This is a genomic window from Streptomyces sp. NPDC101178, assembly GCF_044767965.1.
Taxonomy (GTDB): domain Bacteria; phylum Actinomycetota; class Actinomycetes; order Streptomycetales; family Streptomycetaceae; genus Streptomyces.
In genome coordinates this window covers 121,097-136,018 of record NZ_JBIWOZ010000006.1, presented here as the reverse complement: position 1 = coordinate 136,018, position 14,922 = coordinate 121,097, and the positions used below count along the sequence as shown (strand labels likewise).

General features: G+C 72.5%; 15 protein-coding genes and 1 riboswitch. Of the genes, 9 read left to right on the top strand and 6 right to left on the bottom strand.

Going from position 1 to position 14,922, the window contains the following annotated elements; translation table 11 throughout:
* Positions 1-8: 8 nt before the first annotated feature.
* The gene (locus ACIRR8_RS18935; RefSeq protein ID WP_404065807.1) at positions 9-1,625 is read right to left on the bottom strand and encodes an FAD-binding oxidoreductase; all 1,617 of its coding nucleotides are present in this window, start codon (positions 1,623-1,625) and stop codon (positions 9-11) included.
* Positions 1,626-1,685: 60 nt separating this feature from the next.
* On the opposite strand from ACIRR8_RS18935, the gene ACIRR8_RS18930 reads away from it, so the two are divergent.
* On the top strand, positions 1,686-2,333 hold the full coding sequence (locus tag ACIRR8_RS18930) for a TetR/AcrR family transcriptional regulator (protein ID WP_404065804.1): 648 nt from the start codon (positions 1,686-1,688) through the stop codon (positions 2,331-2,333).
* Positions 2,334-2,398: 65 nt separating this feature from the next.
* Here the strand turns inward: ACIRR8_RS18930 and ACIRR8_RS18925 are convergent, their stop codons facing one another.
* Positions 2,399-4,297 carry an RICIN domain-containing protein gene (locus ACIRR8_RS18925; protein WP_404065801.1) on the bottom strand — a complete coding sequence of 633 codons (1,899 nt, stop codon included), beginning with the start codon at positions 4,295-4,297 and terminating at the stop codon, positions 2,399-2,401.
* Positions 4,298-4,620: 323 nt separating this feature from the next.
* On the opposite strand from ACIRR8_RS18925, the gene ACIRR8_RS18920 reads away from it, so the two are divergent.
* Together ACIRR8_RS18920 and ACIRR8_RS18915 are read left to right on the top strand one after the other, a co-directional pair.
* Positions 4,621-5,184: a TetR/AcrR family transcriptional regulator gene (locus ACIRR8_RS18920; protein ID WP_404066554.1), complete on the top strand. Its 564-nt coding sequence runs from the start codon at positions 4,621-4,623 to the stop codon at positions 5,182-5,184.
* Between the two features lie 105 nt (positions 5,185-5,289).
* Positions 5,290-5,405, top strand: a riboswitch (cobalamin riboswitch).
* Between the two features lie 140 nt (positions 5,406-5,545).
* Positions 5,546-6,037, top strand: a complete 492-nt coding sequence (locus ACIRR8_RS18915) for a DUF4430 domain-containing protein (protein ID WP_404065798.1) — start codon at positions 5,546-5,548, stop codon at positions 6,035-6,037.
* On the opposite strand, the gene ACIRR8_RS18910 is transcribed toward ACIRR8_RS18915, so the two are convergent.
* Positions 6,034-7,053, bottom strand: coding sequence for a MerR family transcriptional regulator (locus ACIRR8_RS18910; RefSeq protein WP_404065796.1), 1,020 nt, complete (start codon positions 7,051-7,053; stop codon positions 6,034-6,036). The two genes, ACIRR8_RS18915 and ACIRR8_RS18910, sit on opposite strands and share 4 nt — an antisense overlap.
* A gap of 93 nt (positions 7,054-7,146) precedes the next feature.
* On the opposite strand from ACIRR8_RS18910, the gene ACIRR8_RS18905 reads away from it, so the two are divergent.
* A complete protein-coding gene (locus ACIRR8_RS18905; protein ID WP_404065794.1) occupies positions 7,147-8,673 on the top strand; it encodes an alpha/beta fold hydrolase in 1,527 nt (508 codons plus the stop codon).
* 25 nt (positions 8,674-8,698) lie between these two features.
* Here ACIRR8_RS18905 and ACIRR8_RS18900 read toward each other — a convergent pair whose 3' ends face one another.
* Entirely contained in the window at positions 8,699-9,109 is a 411-nt protein-coding gene (locus ACIRR8_RS18900; RefSeq protein WP_404065792.1) for an Ohr family peroxiredoxin, read from the bottom strand.
* Between the two features lie 116 nt (positions 9,110-9,225).
* Between ACIRR8_RS18900 and ACIRR8_RS18895 the strand changes: the two genes are divergently transcribed.
* Genes ACIRR8_RS18895 through ACIRR8_RS18885 form a run of 3 tightly spaced genes read left to right on the top strand, consistent with a single transcriptional unit; the run spans position 9,226 to position 11,213 of the window.
* Positions 9,226-9,708, top strand: a complete 483-nt coding sequence (locus tag ACIRR8_RS18895; protein WP_404065789.1) for a MarR family winged helix-turn-helix transcriptional regulator — start codon at positions 9,226-9,228, stop codon at positions 9,706-9,708.
* A 45-nt stretch (positions 9,709-9,753) separates the two neighbouring features.
* A complete protein-coding gene (locus ACIRR8_RS18890) occupies positions 9,754-10,380 on the top strand; it encodes a hypothetical protein (protein ID WP_404065787.1) in 627 nt (208 codons plus the stop codon).
* Positions 10,377-11,213 carry a class I SAM-dependent methyltransferase gene (locus ACIRR8_RS18885; RefSeq protein WP_404065784.1) on the top strand — a complete coding sequence of 279 codons (837 nt, stop codon included), beginning with the start codon at positions 10,377-10,379 and terminating at the stop codon, positions 11,211-11,213. The genes ACIRR8_RS18890 and ACIRR8_RS18885 overlap by 4 nt, the downstream gene beginning before the upstream one ends.
* 9 nt (positions 11,214-11,222) lie before the next feature.
* On the opposite strand, the gene ACIRR8_RS18880 is transcribed toward ACIRR8_RS18885, so the two are convergent.
* Both ACIRR8_RS18880 and thpR read right to left on the bottom strand, forming a co-directional pair.
* On the bottom strand, positions 11,223-12,083 hold the full coding sequence (locus ACIRR8_RS18880) for an oxaloacetate decarboxylase (RefSeq protein ID WP_404065781.1): 861 nt from the start codon (positions 12,081-12,083) through the stop codon (positions 11,223-11,225).
* Between the two features lie 269 nt (positions 12,084-12,352).
* Positions 12,353-12,973 (bottom strand): RNA 2',3'-cyclic phosphodiesterase, encoded by a 621-nt coding sequence (gene thpR / locus ACIRR8_RS18875; protein ID WP_404065779.1) that lies wholly within the window; start codon positions 12,971-12,973, stop codon positions 12,353-12,355.
* Positions 12,974-13,362: 389 nt separating this feature from the next.
* Between thpR and ACIRR8_RS18870 the strand changes: the two genes are divergently transcribed.
* Positions 13,363-14,613, top strand: coding sequence for a cytochrome P450 (locus ACIRR8_RS18870; RefSeq protein WP_404065776.1), 1,251 nt, complete (start codon positions 13,363-13,365; stop codon positions 14,611-14,613).
* Positions 14,610-14,816, top strand: coding sequence for a ferredoxin (locus tag ACIRR8_RS18865; protein WP_350681229.1), 207 nt, complete (start codon positions 14,610-14,612; stop codon positions 14,814-14,816). Before ACIRR8_RS18870 ends, ACIRR8_RS18865 begins: the two co-directional genes overlap by 4 nt.
* The last annotated feature ends 106 nt before the right edge of the window (positions 14,817-14,922 follow it).

Sequence of the window (14,922 nt, the reverse complement as noted above, 5' to 3'; positions counted from 1 at the left end):
CGGTCGGCTCACGGCGCCGCCGTGTCGAACAGCACGCCCGGGTTGAGGATCCCGGCCGGGTCGAGGGCCTGCTTGGCGGCCCGCAGCGCGAGCGCGAACGGTTCCGGGCGCTGCCGGTCGTAGCCGGGCCGGTGGTCGCGGCCGACCGCGTGGTGGTGCGTGACCGTCGCCCCCTGCTCGCCGAGCGTCTCCATGGCGGCGGCCTTGATCTCGTCCCACATAGCGACCTCCGCCCCGCGCCGGCCGGGCGCGATCACCGTGAAATAGGGCGCGGGACCGTCCGGGTAGACGTGTGTGAAGCGGCAGTTGATCAGGCCGGACGCACCGGTCACCTTCCGCACGGCCGCCCCGACGTCCCGGTGCACCGCCTCGTACAGCTCCGGGAACCGGTCCCAGGTGCAGGCCGTCTCGAACGTCTCACTGATCACGCTCATCCGGGCCATACCGTCGCGGAGGTAGGGCATGCGCAGGAACGCCGAACGCCAGGTGCCGGCCGCCGAGTCGCCGTCGGCTGACGCCTCCTCCACCGGTGAGCCGCTGTGGCCCCGGGCCAGGTCGACGAGTTCGGCGAGCCGGCCGTCCACCGGGCCGTGCGCCGACTCCACGCCCAGCACCAGCACGCTTCCGCCGCCCGCCGCCACACCCGACAGGGCCGCCTCGCCCGGGTCGAGCAGACGGCAGTTGGCCGGGTGCAGGCCCGACTGCGCGATGGCCCGGACGGCCTCCACGGCGTCGGGGAACCGCTCGAACACCACCGAGGCCGAGGCCTTGTGGGACGGGCGGTCCTGGAGCCGCATCCACGCCTCCGTGATGATCCCGAGCGTCCCCTCCGAGCCGAGGAACAGCCGGTCGGGCGAGGGTCCGGCCCCGGACCCCGGCACCCGCAGCGACTGGCTCACCCCCGAGGGCGTGACGACGCGCAAGGACTCCGTCAGGTCGTCGATGTGCGTGTGGAGGGTGGCGTAATGGCCGCCGGCGCGGGTGGCGAGCCAGCCGCCGAGGGTCGAGAACGCGAAGCTCTGCGGGAAGTGGCGCAACGTCAGCCCGTGCGGCCGCAGTTGCGCCTCCAGGCCGGGGCCGAGGGCGCCGGCCTGGATCCGGGCGGCGCGGCTGACCCGGTCGATCTCCAGGACCCGGTCCAGCCCGGACAGGTCCAGCGAGAGGACGCCGGAATGGTCCCCGGCCCGGTACTCGACGCCACCGACGACCGAACTGCCCGCCCCGTACGGCACCACGGCGACGTCCGCTCCGGCGGCCCAGTCGAGCAGCTCCACCACATCGCGCTCGTCCCGGGGACGGCCCACCAGGTCCGGAGCGGCCGCCATGTCCCCGTACAGCGCGCGGACCACGTCCCGGAAGGCCTTGCCGTAGGTGTGGGCCGCACGGTCGGCCGGGCCGGCGGAGAGGAGCGGGGCCAGTGCGGCGGGCGCGCTCACCCGGGGCGCGGGCAGCTCCAGCGAGGCGATCGACGGGATGGGCAGCGGCGACCTGGCCGCGCCCGGCACCAGCGCGGCGAGCGAGGCGCACTCCGCGTCGGGGAGGGCCTGGTCGGCGGTGCCCCAGCCCCACCAGGACCGGGCGCCGGTGCTGTCGGGCTGCGGAGGAGGGGAGGAGGTGTCCGGCATGGGATATGACCTTCCAGTAATTTACCTCTGGGTAATTTACTGGAAGGTATAGTCACAGTCATGGACACGGCAAGTGGTTCGTCACCTTCCGCCCGACCCGTGAGCAAGGCCCGTCCCGGCGCCGGGACCAAGGGGATTCCGCGCGCGCGACGCGAGGAGCAGATCCTCGCCGCGGCCATGGACGAGTTCGGCCGCCACGGCCACGCGGCGGCCTCGATGGCCGAGATCGCCGGGCGCGTGGGCGTGACCAAGCCGATGCTCTACACGTACTTCGGTTCCAAGGACGGCCTCTACCTCGCCTGCCTGGAGCGGATCGCGCCCCGGCTCGTCAGCGCGATCGAGGACGCGATGGCGGACGGGCGGCCCGAGGCGGAGACGCCCCACCGCGTGCTGAGCGCCGTCTTCGGCGTCCTGGAGGAGCAGCGGGGTGCCTGGTCCGTGCTGTACGACCGGACGCTGAAGCCCGGAACCGACCTGCACGCCGCCGCGGACCGGCACCGGCGGACCATCGACGACCTCGCCGCGTCCGGAACGGCGGACCTGCTGCGCGGGCAGGGCAACGAGGACCCGCTGGACGCCGACGCGCTGAAGCACGTGTGGACCGGCACGGTCGGCGCCCTCGTCGGCTGGTGGACCCACCACCCCGACCAGTCGGCGCACGACATGGCGGCGCGCTGCGCCCGGCTGCTGACGGCGATCCGGGGCTGAGAGCTTCCCGAGTACGCGATCGGGCCCCGCCGAAAGGACGACGGGGCCCGACATGCGCAGTGCGGTCAGCCGGTCAGCGCGAACGACTGGGCGGCGGAGCCGGTGCACGGCTGCTGAGAGAGCCGGGCCCCGTTGGCCGTCGAGGAGCTGTCGACGGTGAGGCACTTGCCACTGTGCCGGGCGACGAAGCGGTAGCGGCCGCCTGCGGCCAGCGGCTCGGGCCGCCACTGCTGGTTCGTCGAGCCCACGTACGACCAGAGGTGGACCTTGGTGCCGTCGGCCGTCGCACCGGCCCCGCCGTCCACGTCCCACACTTTCCCGTTGTGGCGGTTCACCACTTGGTAGTGGCCGCCGCTCGTCGGCCGGAACTGCCAGCCCTGGTTGGCCCCGGTCCCGCACGCCCACTGCTGCAGCGCGGTCCCGTCACCGGTGCCCCAGTCGGCGGCGTCCAGGCAGGCCCCGCTGTTGGTGTTCTGCACCCGGTACCAGGCGGCCGGGTCGATGGATCCGGCCGGAGGCTCCGTCGTACCGCCGTCGCCGTTCCAGGTGAAGGTGGCGACGGCACCGGCGGGCAGGGTGTACGCGAGGGACCTGCCGTTGTCCGTCAGCGAGAACCGCTGCGAGCCGGAGGCGGTGTTGACGACGACGGCCGCACGGGTGCCGTCCGGGTTCTGGAAGGCGACGTTCTGCACGCCCCCGGCACCCTGGCTGGTGGAGCCGATCCGGGTCGCGCCCGGCTTGATGAATTTGGTGACATGGCCGAGGACGTAGAACTCGGCGTTCCGGGTGACCTGGCCGCCGGCGATCTCGACGATGCCGTTGCAGCGATTGGTGCAGTGCCCCTGGTGCGGGCCGCCGTTCTGGTCCAGGGCCAGGTTCCAGTTGATCACCGTCTCGCCGCCGTTGCGCATGTTCTGTACGACGAGGTTCTCGGCGTGCCACTTGAGGGTGTCGCCGAACGTGGTTGCCGGGTTGGCGCTGTCGGTGCCGGAGCACTCGGTGAAGAAGACCCGCTTTCCGGCGTTGACGATCTGCTGCTGCGCCGCCGGGGCCCCGCCGTAGCAGTGGAAGGCCGCGCCGATGATCCGCCGGATGTTGCCCGTGCGCGCGAAGACGTCCAGCGGGTAGTTCGGGTGGTCCCAGTTGTGGTCGTAGGCCAGCAGGTTGGTGGGGAGGCCGGCTGCGGTCAGCGTACGGTCCAGGACCTGGAAGAAGTCCGCCTGCTGCGTGGCGGTCATGCTCATGGACGGGTAGCTGGTCGCGAACTCGGGCTCGTTCTGCGCGGTGAGGTCGGTGAGCGTGATGCCCTCCTGCCCGTACGCCCGGATCGCCTTGACGAGGTAGTCGGCGTACGCCTGGTGGTGCTCGGTCCTCAGGCTGCCGCCGTTGAGGGAGTTGTTGGTCTTCATCCAGGCCGGCGGGGACCAGGGTGAGCCCATGAACCGGATGGACGGGTTGATCGCGGTGGCCTGTTTCAGGACAGGGATGATCCGGTCCCGGTCCCGGTCGATGGAGAAGGAACCGCGGGTGTCCTCGTAGGTGTACGCGTTGGAGTTCGCGTCGAAGTCGGTGCTGCCGAGCGGCTGGCGCAGGTAGTTGAGCCCGATGCCGTCCCCGTCCGTGGAGAACAGCGACCTGAGCAGCGTGGTCCGTTGGGCCTGGGGGAGGCTCTGGATGAGATGGGCGGAGGCGCCGGTCACCGAGGCGCCCGCGCCGGTGAACTTCTGGCCCTTGCTGTTCGCGTCGATCCGGATGTCGACGCCTTGCGGCGTGCCGGTGAACGGAACGCTTCCGTCGGCGGTGAGCTTCTTGCCGCCGTCGGTGGTGGTGACCCAGACCTGGGCGACCGGGTCGGCGGCCTGCGCGGTGGTGACGGTGGCGTTGACGCCGAGTCCGGCGACGGCCACGACGAGCGCGGCGCCTGCCGCGCGTGCTCTGAGGCGCAGGGGGCGGGGATGAGGCATGTGCGGCTCTCCTTCGGTCGGTACGTGAACGCATGGGGGGCGACGACATGGAGCGGAGGGGCAACGGCATGAAACCACACCCACTAAGTGGTTAGTAAGTAGTCGGTCGCAGTGTTCTGCCGCGCCCTCGGGACAGCCGGAGATCCGGGCCGGGCCGCCGTTCCTAGCAGGCTTAAGCTGGCCCGGTGAGCAACCAGTCAGCGGGGAATCAGTCAGTGGGCAGGCCCTCGGGCCCGTCGTCGGGCAGGTCGGCGCGCCGGCCGGCCAAGCCCCGTACGCCACGCAGTCCGGAAGCCCAGCAGCGGCAGCAGGACATCCTGTCCATCGCCATGGACACCTTCGCCGCCCGCGGCTACAACAACGCCTCACTGGCCGAGATCGCCGACCGGGTCGGCGTCACACAGGCGGGCGTCCTGCACTACTTCCGCTCCAAGGCGCTGCTCCTCACCAGCGTCCTTGAGCTGCGCGACCGGGCCGACATCGAACAGCTCGGCCCGGACCGCCCGCAGGGGCTGGACTTCCTGCGCCACCTGGTGAACACCGCGCTCCGCAACGCCGAGCGCGAAGGGATCGTCCGGCTGTACGCGGTCCTCTCGGCCGAGTCCGTCACCGACGACCACCCGGCCCAGGAGTACTTCCGCGACCGCTACGACGGCCTCCGCGTCTTCGTCGCCGACGCCTTGCGCGAGGCCTGCGAACTCCCCGCCGACCGTGCGGAGACGACCGCGAACGCGGCCAACGCCGTCATCGCGGTCATGGACGGCCTCCAGGTGCAGTGGCTGCTGTCGCCGGACTCCGTGGACATGGCCGCCTCGACGGACCTCGTGGTCACGTCCCTCCTCGCCACGCTGGCGCCCGAGCGGTTCGGCCCGGCCGCCCGCCGCTGACCGTTCCGTACGGGCAGGCTCACGGCTGTCGGCGTATCGCCCCGTTCCCCGGCGGCCGACGGTCAACTGGCCGTAGGATGCGAGAGCTTCGGTGGACCCGGAGCGACAACTGAATGCGTGCGCGACTGGGGGAAGCCGGTGGGAATCCGGCGCTGACCTGCAACCGTGTGCGGCCCGCCGGGCCGCGAGTCGGACAGCCCGGCGCGTGACGTGTACCGCTTCCCCTGTCATGGTCTGCAGTGCGAAGCCCCGCGGCTCCGACCGGCTGCGCGTACGCCGCCGAGACGCGCGGGGGGACGCGGTCGGGCGGTCGGGTCCCGGTGCGGCACGGCAGGCCGTCCCGTACCGGAAAGGCACACTCGTGCATCTGACATCCGCCCGCCGCGCCCTCCTCGTCACGGCCGCCCTGGGTCTCGCTCTCGCCTCCGCACCCGCTGTCGCCCAGCCGCAGGCCACGGCCGCTTCCACGAACACCCCGGTGAGGGTCACGCTGACGGTGAAGGGGCCGGACGGGCGCCTGTTCAAGGGAAAGATCAAGACCAAGGGGCATGACGTGACCACCGCCACCGGTGGCACGCACCGCTGCGACGGCACCAACGGCGGGGCCAACCCGACCGCCGTTCCCACGCCGACCGCCGCCCTCGACGACGCCGCGCGGAAGAGACACTTCACCTGGGACGGCACCTGGTACGCGTCGTTCGACGACTTCTCCGTCGACACGATAAAGAACGTCAGCGGCGGGGGAGCGGCCTACTGGAACATCGCCGTGAACGGCACCTCGATCCCGGTCGGCGGCTGCCAGTTCAAGCTGAACGCCGGGGACAAGGTCGCGTTCACCTGGACCGCCTTCTAGGGCTTCCGGGCCCGGGCCGTACCAGGCCCGGGCCCGGTCAGCGGCATCCGGACGCCCCGCTCCCCGAGCCCCGTCGACAGCTGGGTGTCCAGCGCCTCCAGCAGCCAGTCATGGGCCGTCCCCGGTGTCGGCTCCCGGCGGCCGTCCGGAGCGCCGAGCACCTCGGCCGTCAGCTCCCAGTACCGGTCGATGCGCGGATCGGCCGCGAGCTGACCGGCGAGCCGGCGGCGGAATCCGGGAGTGTCGCGGGTGCCGTACGTGCTCGCGTACGCGTCCACGAACCCGTCCAGGGCCTCACCCGGGCGCGGCCCACCGCCCCGCCGCATCTCTCCGCCCGCCAGGTCGTACGCCGTCGCGAGACCCGCGTACAGCACGGCCGACTCACGGGCCCCGGCAGCGCTGTGCGCCCTGGGCTGGCACGGGCCGCCGCTCCTTCCGCACGGCCGGGTCACGAAGGCGTACAGCCGCGCGAAGGCGAGCACCTGATCCGGCCGGGGGGCCTCGGGCGGCTGCACCACCGCCACCTCCAGGAACGCCCCGACCGATCGGGCGGGCATCTTGGCGGGCAGCCACGCGCGCCAGAACCGGACCAGTGCGGCGGTGCTCGGCGGAGCGGCCACCGCGCCGACCAGGCGCAGCCGGGCGGGCCGCTCCTCCGGCGCGCAGTCCCGTACGAGCTGGAGTGCGGCCTCCCGCCAGCGCAGGGCCCTGAGCTCGGAACCGAGTACGCGCAACCGGCCGTCCACCGCCGCTTCCAGCGCATCGGCCGCCTCCCCGGCGTCCTGCTCGTCGAGGACGCGCCGTACGTCGGCGACCGGCAGGCCGAGACCACGCAGCGAGCGGATCAGGCCCAGCCGCTCCACGGCCTCCGGGGCGTACCTGCGGTGCCCGCCCGCGCTGCGGGACGCCTCCGGCAGCAGCCCGCCGTCCGAGTAGAAGCGGACGGTCTTGACGGTGACGCCCGCGTACTCGGCCAGCTCGCCGATCGTGCAGAGACCGTCGTGCGACGAGAACACTTGAACCTCCCTCAGGGGGAGTTCCTACGGTACCGGCGAGCGCTGCCGGAGAACCGGGCCGGTGCGCGCAAGAGCGTGTGACGAGGAGGAGCCATGACCGTATTCATCCTGGTGGCGGGGGCGTTCACCGGACCGTACGTATGGCGGGACACGGCCGCGCGACTGACCGCGCAGGGCGCCGAGGTGCGTACGGTGGCGCTCACCGGACTCGGCGGGCGCCCAGCCGGTCCCGGCGACGCCGTCGATCTGGAGACACATATCGCGGACGTGCTCGCGGTGATCGACTCGGTGGCGGCGGGGAGCGGCGGCGAGATCGTGCTCGTCGGCCACGACTACGGCATCCACCCGGCGCTGGGCGCGGCGGACCGGCGGGCACGGTCGATCGCCCGGATCGTCCACCTGGACTCCGGGCTGCCGCAGGACGGTGTCCCGGCCCTGGCCGCGGTGCCCGACCGGCGCCTGCGCGAGGAGCTCGCCCAAGACGGGGGAGGGGGAGGGGGCGCGCAGGCCGGTGAACTGCCGCCGCCCGCCCGGGACGCCTGGTCCCGCTGGGGGAGCACCGCCGGGCTCTCCGAGGCGGCCCTCGACGGGCTCACCGCCCTCGCGGCACCGCAGCCCCTGGGCACACTCCTCCAGCCGCTGCGGCTCACCGGCGCCGTGGCGGCGGTTCCCGTGACCGGGGTGCTGTGCACGGGCAACGGGCCGGGCATCGAGCTGGTCCAGCTGATGGTGGACCTCGGCGAACCCGCGACCCAGGCCCTCGCCGACCCCCGGGTGACCTTCTTCGAACTGCCCACGGGCCACTGGCCGATGCTGTCCTGCCCCCTCGAACTGGCCGAGGTCCTGGCCGAGGCGGCGGCCGGCCGGGGCCACCGGCTGAAGCCCGCCGACGCCGCCGAACCGCCTCCGCATCTGCGCCCGTTCCTCCTCGACGTACCCGAACGCCCCCGCGAACGGACCGGGAACACCGACCTGTACCTGCCCGATGGGCCAGGGCTGCACCCGGCCGTGGTGTTCGTCCACGGCGGCCCCGTACCCGCCGGGGTGCGGCCGACGCCCCGGGACTGGCCGACTTTCACGGGGTACGCCCGGTACGTCGCCGGGCACGGAGCCGTGGCCGCCACCGTGGACCACCGGCTGCACGCCCTGACCGACTACGAGCGGGCCGCCGAGGACGTGGCCGCCGCGGTGGAACGGGTACGGGCCGACCCCCGGGTCGACGCGGACCGGATCGCCCTGTGGTTCTTCTCCGGCGGCGGCCCCCTCGCCGCGGACTGGCTGGCCGCACCCCCGGCCTGGCTCCGCTGCCTGGCCGCCAACTACCCGATCCTGGCCCCGCTGCCGAGCTGGGGGGTGGAGGACGCCCGCTTCCATCCGGTGCGGGCGGTCGCCCGGGCGGGGAAGCTTCCGGTCGTGCTGGTCCGGGCGGGGCGCGAGATGGCCGAGATCGCCGCGACCGTGGAGGAGTTCCTGACCGCCGCGAGGCGCTGCGGGGCCGACGTCGAGGTGGTCGACGTACCGGAAGGGCGCCACGGTTTCGAGACCCTCGGCCCGGCGGACGAGGCACGTGACGCCGTACGCCGGGCGGTCGGGGCGGTGCTGGCCCGTCTGGCCCACTGACCGCTTGACCGCCTGGGTCGCGGGATCACTCGATGACCAGCTCCACGTCGATGTTGCCCCGGGTCGCCTTGGAGTACGGGCAGTAGGCGTGGGTCGCCTCGACCAGCCGCTGCCCGACCTCGCCGCTGAGGGAGTCCGGCAGCTCCACGCGCATGACGACCGCGAGGCCGAAGCCGTCGCCGTCCTTGCCGATGGAGACCTCGGCGGTCACGGAGACGTCCTTGGTGTCGAGCTTCATCTCGCGGGAGACCGCGGCCATCGCGCTGGCGAAGCAGGCCGCGTACCCGGCCGCGAAGAGCTGCTCGGGGTTGGTGCCCTTGCCGTTGCCGCCGAGGGCCGGGGGCAGCGCGAGCGGCAGGTCGATCTGCCCGTCCGTGCTCACGGCACGGCCCTCGCGCCCGTTGGCGGTTGCGGCGGCGGTGTACAGCGCTTCCATGGGAATGACCCTCCTCGTCGGGACCGCGACCGGATCGGTCGCGGTGACTGAGTTAAAGATTGCACACAATCTAGTTGCGCACAACTGAATGGCGTGGCCAGCGGTACGCTGGATCCATGACGCCCGCTCCGAACGCCTCACCCGACCTCGCCGCAGTGCCCGACGCGGAACTGCTGCGCCTCGACCACCAGGTCTGCTTCTCGCTGCACGCCGCGTCGCGCGCGTTCGGCGGCTTCTACCGGGAGGCGCTCAAGGATCTCGGCCTCACCTATCCGCAGTACCTGGTCATGCTGGTGCTCTGGGAGGACGGCCCCCGCTCGGTCAAGGCGCTCGGTGAGCGGCTCCACCTGGATTCCGGGACCCTCTCGCCGCTCCTGAAGCGGCTGGAGGCGGCCGGGCTGGTCCGGCGTGAGCGCAGTCGCGAGGACGAGCGTTCCGTCCTCGTCGAGCTGAGTGACGACGGCGTACGGCTGCGCGAACGAGCGCTGTCCATCCCCAGGGGCGTGCTCGCCGCGACGGGCCTGTCGGTGGAGGAGGTTCTCGGGCTGCAGGAGATTCTCGGCCGCCTCACCGCGGCCTTGGGGGAAACTCGCGACTGACAGCTCTTCTTGTCATTGACGTGTCGTGACAGTTAAAATTGTCGCATGGACGAGACGACGGCCATCCCCACCCCGGCCACGAACGACGCGAACTTCTGGACCGCGGTCATGACACCGGTGGAGCCCGCCTGGAGCGAGCCGGCCGATGACGACACGTTCACCATGGACGAGAAGGTGCTCGACGCGGTCCGCGCGCTGGCCGAGCGGATCTCGACCCGCGCGCTCGCCTACCGCACCGCGGGCGAGCCGTTCGACCCCGCGCTCATGGCCGCTCCCGATCTGCAACTGGCCACGCTCCGCGCGCTGTACGAGGCCAAGCGGTCCGTCGACCGGCTGGCCGAGAGCGCGGCCACCGCGGCGGGCCGCAGCGGCGCCAGCTACTCCCAGCTGGGCTCGGCCTGGGGCGGCATCAAGCGCCAGTCCGCCCGCCTCAAGTGGCCCCACGCGGTGGTCAAGAGGTCGGCCGGCGAGTCCGTCCCCCTCTCGTACGCGGGCGGCTCGGCCGTCATCCACCACGACCCGGGCCTGGCCGCCTGGTGGTACACCGCCACGGCGGCCGACCGGCAGGAGGAGGAGTCCGAGGCCGTCCACGGCACCTCGGCCGAGGCCGTCGCCCGGGCGACCGAGTTCCTCCTGACCCACGCCCGGCCCGCCCGCCCGGAATCCGCATGACCGGCGCGGTGGGCACCCGACGCGACGACAGCCCCGACGAACCCCGGCGGGCACGCCTGGCCCGCACCTTCGACGAGGACGCGGAGCTGTACGACCGGGCCCGGCCCGGATATCCGCCGCAGCTGTACGACGGCCTCGCCGGGCTCGCGGGTGTCCGGCCCGGCAGCCGCGTCCTGGAGGTGGGCTGCGGAACCGGCCAGGCGACGGTGGTGCTGGCCGCCCGCGGCTGCCGGATCACCGCTGTCGAGGCGGGCCCGCACATGGCCGCGATCGCCCGCCGCAATCTGGCCGGTGCCACGGAGGCGGAGGTGGTGACGGAACGGTTCGAGAGCTGGCCGCTGCCCTCGAAACCCTACGATGCGGTGGTCTCGGCCACCGCGTTCCACTGGATCGACCCGGCGGTGCGCGTGACGAAGGCCGCCGACGCGCTGCGGCCCGGCGGGGCGCTCGCCGTGGTGCGGGGGCAGCATGTGAGGGGCGGCACCGAGGAGTTCTTCGCCGACGTCCAGCGCTGCTACGAGCGCTTCGACCCGGAGACACCACCCGGTCTACGGCCTCCCGCCACGGCTGACGTCGACGCGTCGGACCACGTACGGGAGGTGGCGCTGACCGGCCGGTTCGGCCCCACGGTCCTGCGCCGCTACGAGCAGGACCTCACCTTCACCACGTCCGGCTATCTGGAACTCCTGCGGACCTTCTCCGGTCACCGGGCGCTGCCGGAGGCGGCCAGGAACGGGCTGCTCGGGTGCGTCGCCGCGCTGATCGACGGCCGGTACGGAGGCAGCGTGACCAAGCGCTACCTCTTCGAGCTGGCGGTGTCGCACAGGCGTTGACGCCTCACATCAGACGGTCCGGAGGCCGGGTGAGTGGTGGCGGCTGATGTTCTTCTCCAGCAGCGCGGTCGAGGCCCGTACGCCGACCGACGTGCCGGGTGAGAACTCCGGCAGCCGGCCGTCGGCCTGCTTCAGCTCGCCGAGCGCGGTGTCGATGGCGGCGTGCGCGGCGAACAGGCAGGGCGTGCTGTAGATGGCCACCTGGCACTCCAGCTCGGTGAGTTCGGAGAGCGAGAGCCTCGGCGACCTGCCGCCCGCGATCTGGTTGAAGAGCAGCGGCTTGTCGTCGATGACCTTGCGGATGCGGCGGATCCACTCGACGTCCCGCACGCCGTCGACCAGCACCACATCCGCATCGGTCTCCGCGAGCGCCTGTGCGCGGCGCAGGATGTCCTCGTCCTCGGTGGCGTCGGTGCGGGCCACGACCACCAGGTCCTGCCGGCTCTCCAGGACGAGGTTCAGCTTCTCCAGGTACTCGGCCAGCGGCAGCACCCTCTTTCCGTCCGCGTGGCCGCACCGGCGCGGGCGCTGCTGGTCCTCCAGGATGACGCCGGAGGCCCCGGCCCGCTCCAGCCGCTGCACCACGTGGCAGGCCACCTCCGGGTCCACGTAACCGTCGTCGACGTCGACCAGCAGATGGTGGGTGGGGAAGGCGAGCCGGAGCCGCTCGGTGAACGCCACCATGTCCGGCCAGGCGATGAAGCCGATGTCCGGCAGTCCGTAGTGGGAGGCGGCGAAGCCGAAGCCGGAGACGAAGAAGCCGTCGTAGTGCCGGGCGGCGACCGACGCCGAGTACATGTCGTAGATGCCGATGAGCGGGGTGGTCCCGGGTGTGCGGATCTGCTCGCGCAGCGCGCTTCCGTAGCGCATGTCTCTCTCCTTGGGTGCGGCCGTGCACCGCGGGTGGTGACGGACGCACCCGGCGATCGGCGTGGGCACTCGCCGCAACCATGATCCTTTTGCGAGTGCTCGCATACATATACCGGCCCGGGTGTGCTTGCGGCGCGGCGACACGCGGCCCCGACTCGTGCCGCGCGGCGCCGCGTTGACGACGTACGGCATTGATCACCCCGCCCCTCGAGAGCACTGCCCACCGATCGCACTGCACCGACCGCACCGGTCACCGCGACGGCCGGAGGTCAGGATCCGTGACCGAAACTCCAGGCCTCGATGTCGCGGTAGCGGATCGGCCCCGGGCCACGGCCGAAGTTGCTGCCGACCAGGTGGAGCCGTTCGGACTCCCACACGCGGCCGGAGAACGCCGCGAGTCCCGCGGCGACCTCCACGGCGGCGCGGTGGTCGCCCCGGCGGGAGCGGGCCAGCGTGAGATGGGGCCGCAACGGCCGGTCCGGGAAGGACACACCGCACGCCCTGACGACATCGCGTACGTCGGTGGCCAGCCGGTGCAGCCCTTCGAGGTCCCCCGCGATCCCGCTCCACAGCACCCGCTCGTCGAAGTGCCCACCACCGCGCAACGCCAGCCGCAGGGGCCCGCGGTGGGCGGTGAGCTCGGCGAGCGGGGGCATCAGGAGCGGGGCGGTGGTGAGCGGGAGCTCGCCGAGGAACGCCAGGGTGATGTGCCAGTCCTCGATCCGGTTCCAGCGCAGGTGCGGGTACTCCGCGTAGGCCGGACCCAGCGCCCGCGCCAGTTCGTCCTTGGCGTCGTCGGGCGGGGCGAGTGCCAGGAACACGCGGATCGTCGTGGCCGGTGCACGCTCGTCCACGGCGGGCTCGGCAGCGGCTTCGGGCGGTTCGTTCACCTGCCGTACCGTACGTGGCGGCCCTGCCCCCGGCACAACACGGGTCTCACCCACGGAGCCGTGGCCGCCGGTGACGTCATGAGCGGGCTCTCCAGGCCGCGCGAGGACGCACCGTCGGCGTAGGGCATGATTCAGGCCCCGCTCTCCCATCCGGTTCAAGCCGTCGGCGGATCGGTGGCCACGGCCGGCACGGACCGGGCGCCCCTTCGGAGCTGAGCCGATGCGGTGCGGTTCGAACGCGTACGAACAGCACTGGCCAGATCCGCGGCCCCGGTGACCTGGCCGGTCTACCCGTCGACCAGATAGGTGCCTTAGGCATCCAATGGTGAGGAAGCGCGGAACGACCGGCTCCGCGCGCACGACCGAGCACTGCGAGGCGACCCGATCCCATGACCGAATCCACCACGGACCCGGCCCGCCAGGACCTCGACCCCCACGCCCTTGCCACCGCCCCGGCCCCCGCCACGTCCTTCCCCCAGGACCGGGGGTGCCCGTACCACCCGCCCGCCGGCTACGCACCGCTCCGCGAGGAGAGCCCGCTGAGCCGGGTCACCCTCTTCGACGGACGCCCGGTCTGGGCGGTCACCGGACACGCCCTGGCCCGCCGGCTGCTGGCCGACCCGCGGCTCTCCAGTGACCGCAGCCACCCGGACTTCCCCATCCCGGCCCAGCGGTTCGCGAACGCCCAGCGGCGCCGCGTGGCCCTGCTCGGCGTCGACGACCCCGAGCACAACGCCCAGCGCAGGATGCTCATCCCGGCCTTCTCGGTGAAGCGGATCGGCGCGCTCCGGCCGCGTATCCAGGAGACCGTGGACCAACTGCTCGACGCGATGGAACGACAAGGGCCGCCGGCCGAGCTGGTGAGCGCGTTCGCCCTGCCGGTGCCGTCGATGGTGATCTGCGCGCTGCTCGGTGTGCCGTACGCCGACCACACCTTCTTCGACGAGTGCTCGCAGCGGCTCCTGCGCGGCCCGGGAGCCGACGATGTGAACCGGGCACGCGACGAACTCGAGGAGTACCTGGGCGCGCTGATCGACCGCAAGCGGACCGAGCCCGGGGACGGGCTCCTCGACGAGCTGATCCACCGGGACCATCCGGACGGACCGGTCGACCGCGAACAGCTGGTCGCGTTCGCCGTCATCCTGCTCATCGCGGGCCACGAGACGACGGCGAACATGATCTCGCTCGGCACGTTCACGCTGCTGCGCCACCCCGAACAGCTGGCGGCGATGCGGGCCGGCGGGACGACGACCGCCGTGGTCGTCGAGGAGCTGCTGCGGTTCCTGTCCATCGCCGACGGCCTGCAGCGCTTGGCGGTCGAGGACCTGGAGGTCGACGGGGCGACGATCCGCAAGGGTGAGGGTGTGGTCTTCTCCACCTCGCTCATCAATCGCGACGCCGAGGTGTTCCCCGGCGCCGAGACACTCGACTGGGACCGCTCCGCCCGCCACCATCTCGCCTTCGGCTTCGGCATCCACCAGTGTCTCGGCCAGAACCTTGCCCGCGCCGAGCTGGAGATCGCGATGCGCACGCTGTTCGAGCGGCTGCCCGGCCTCAGGCTCGCCGCGCCCGCGCACGAGATCCTCCACAAACCGGGGGACACGATCCAAGGGCTGCTCGAACTCCCCGTGGCCTGGTGAGTGGCGTGGGAGTCCAGGTCGACAAGGGACGCTGTGTGGGGGCCGGCATGTGCGCGCTGACCGCGCCGGACGTGTTCACCCAGGACGACGACGGCCTCAGCGAGGTGCTCCCGGGCCGGGAGTCGACGACCGGGACCCACCCGCTGGTGGGGGAGGCCGTGCGGGCCTGCCCGGTGGGGGCGGTGGCCCTGTCGTCCGACTGACGTACCGCCGCTCCACCGCCACGGGACGCAGCGGGGCCGCCTCCTGGGTCCCGTGGCTCGGCACCTAGGTCAACGACAAGCAACGATGCGGCATTTATGATGCCTT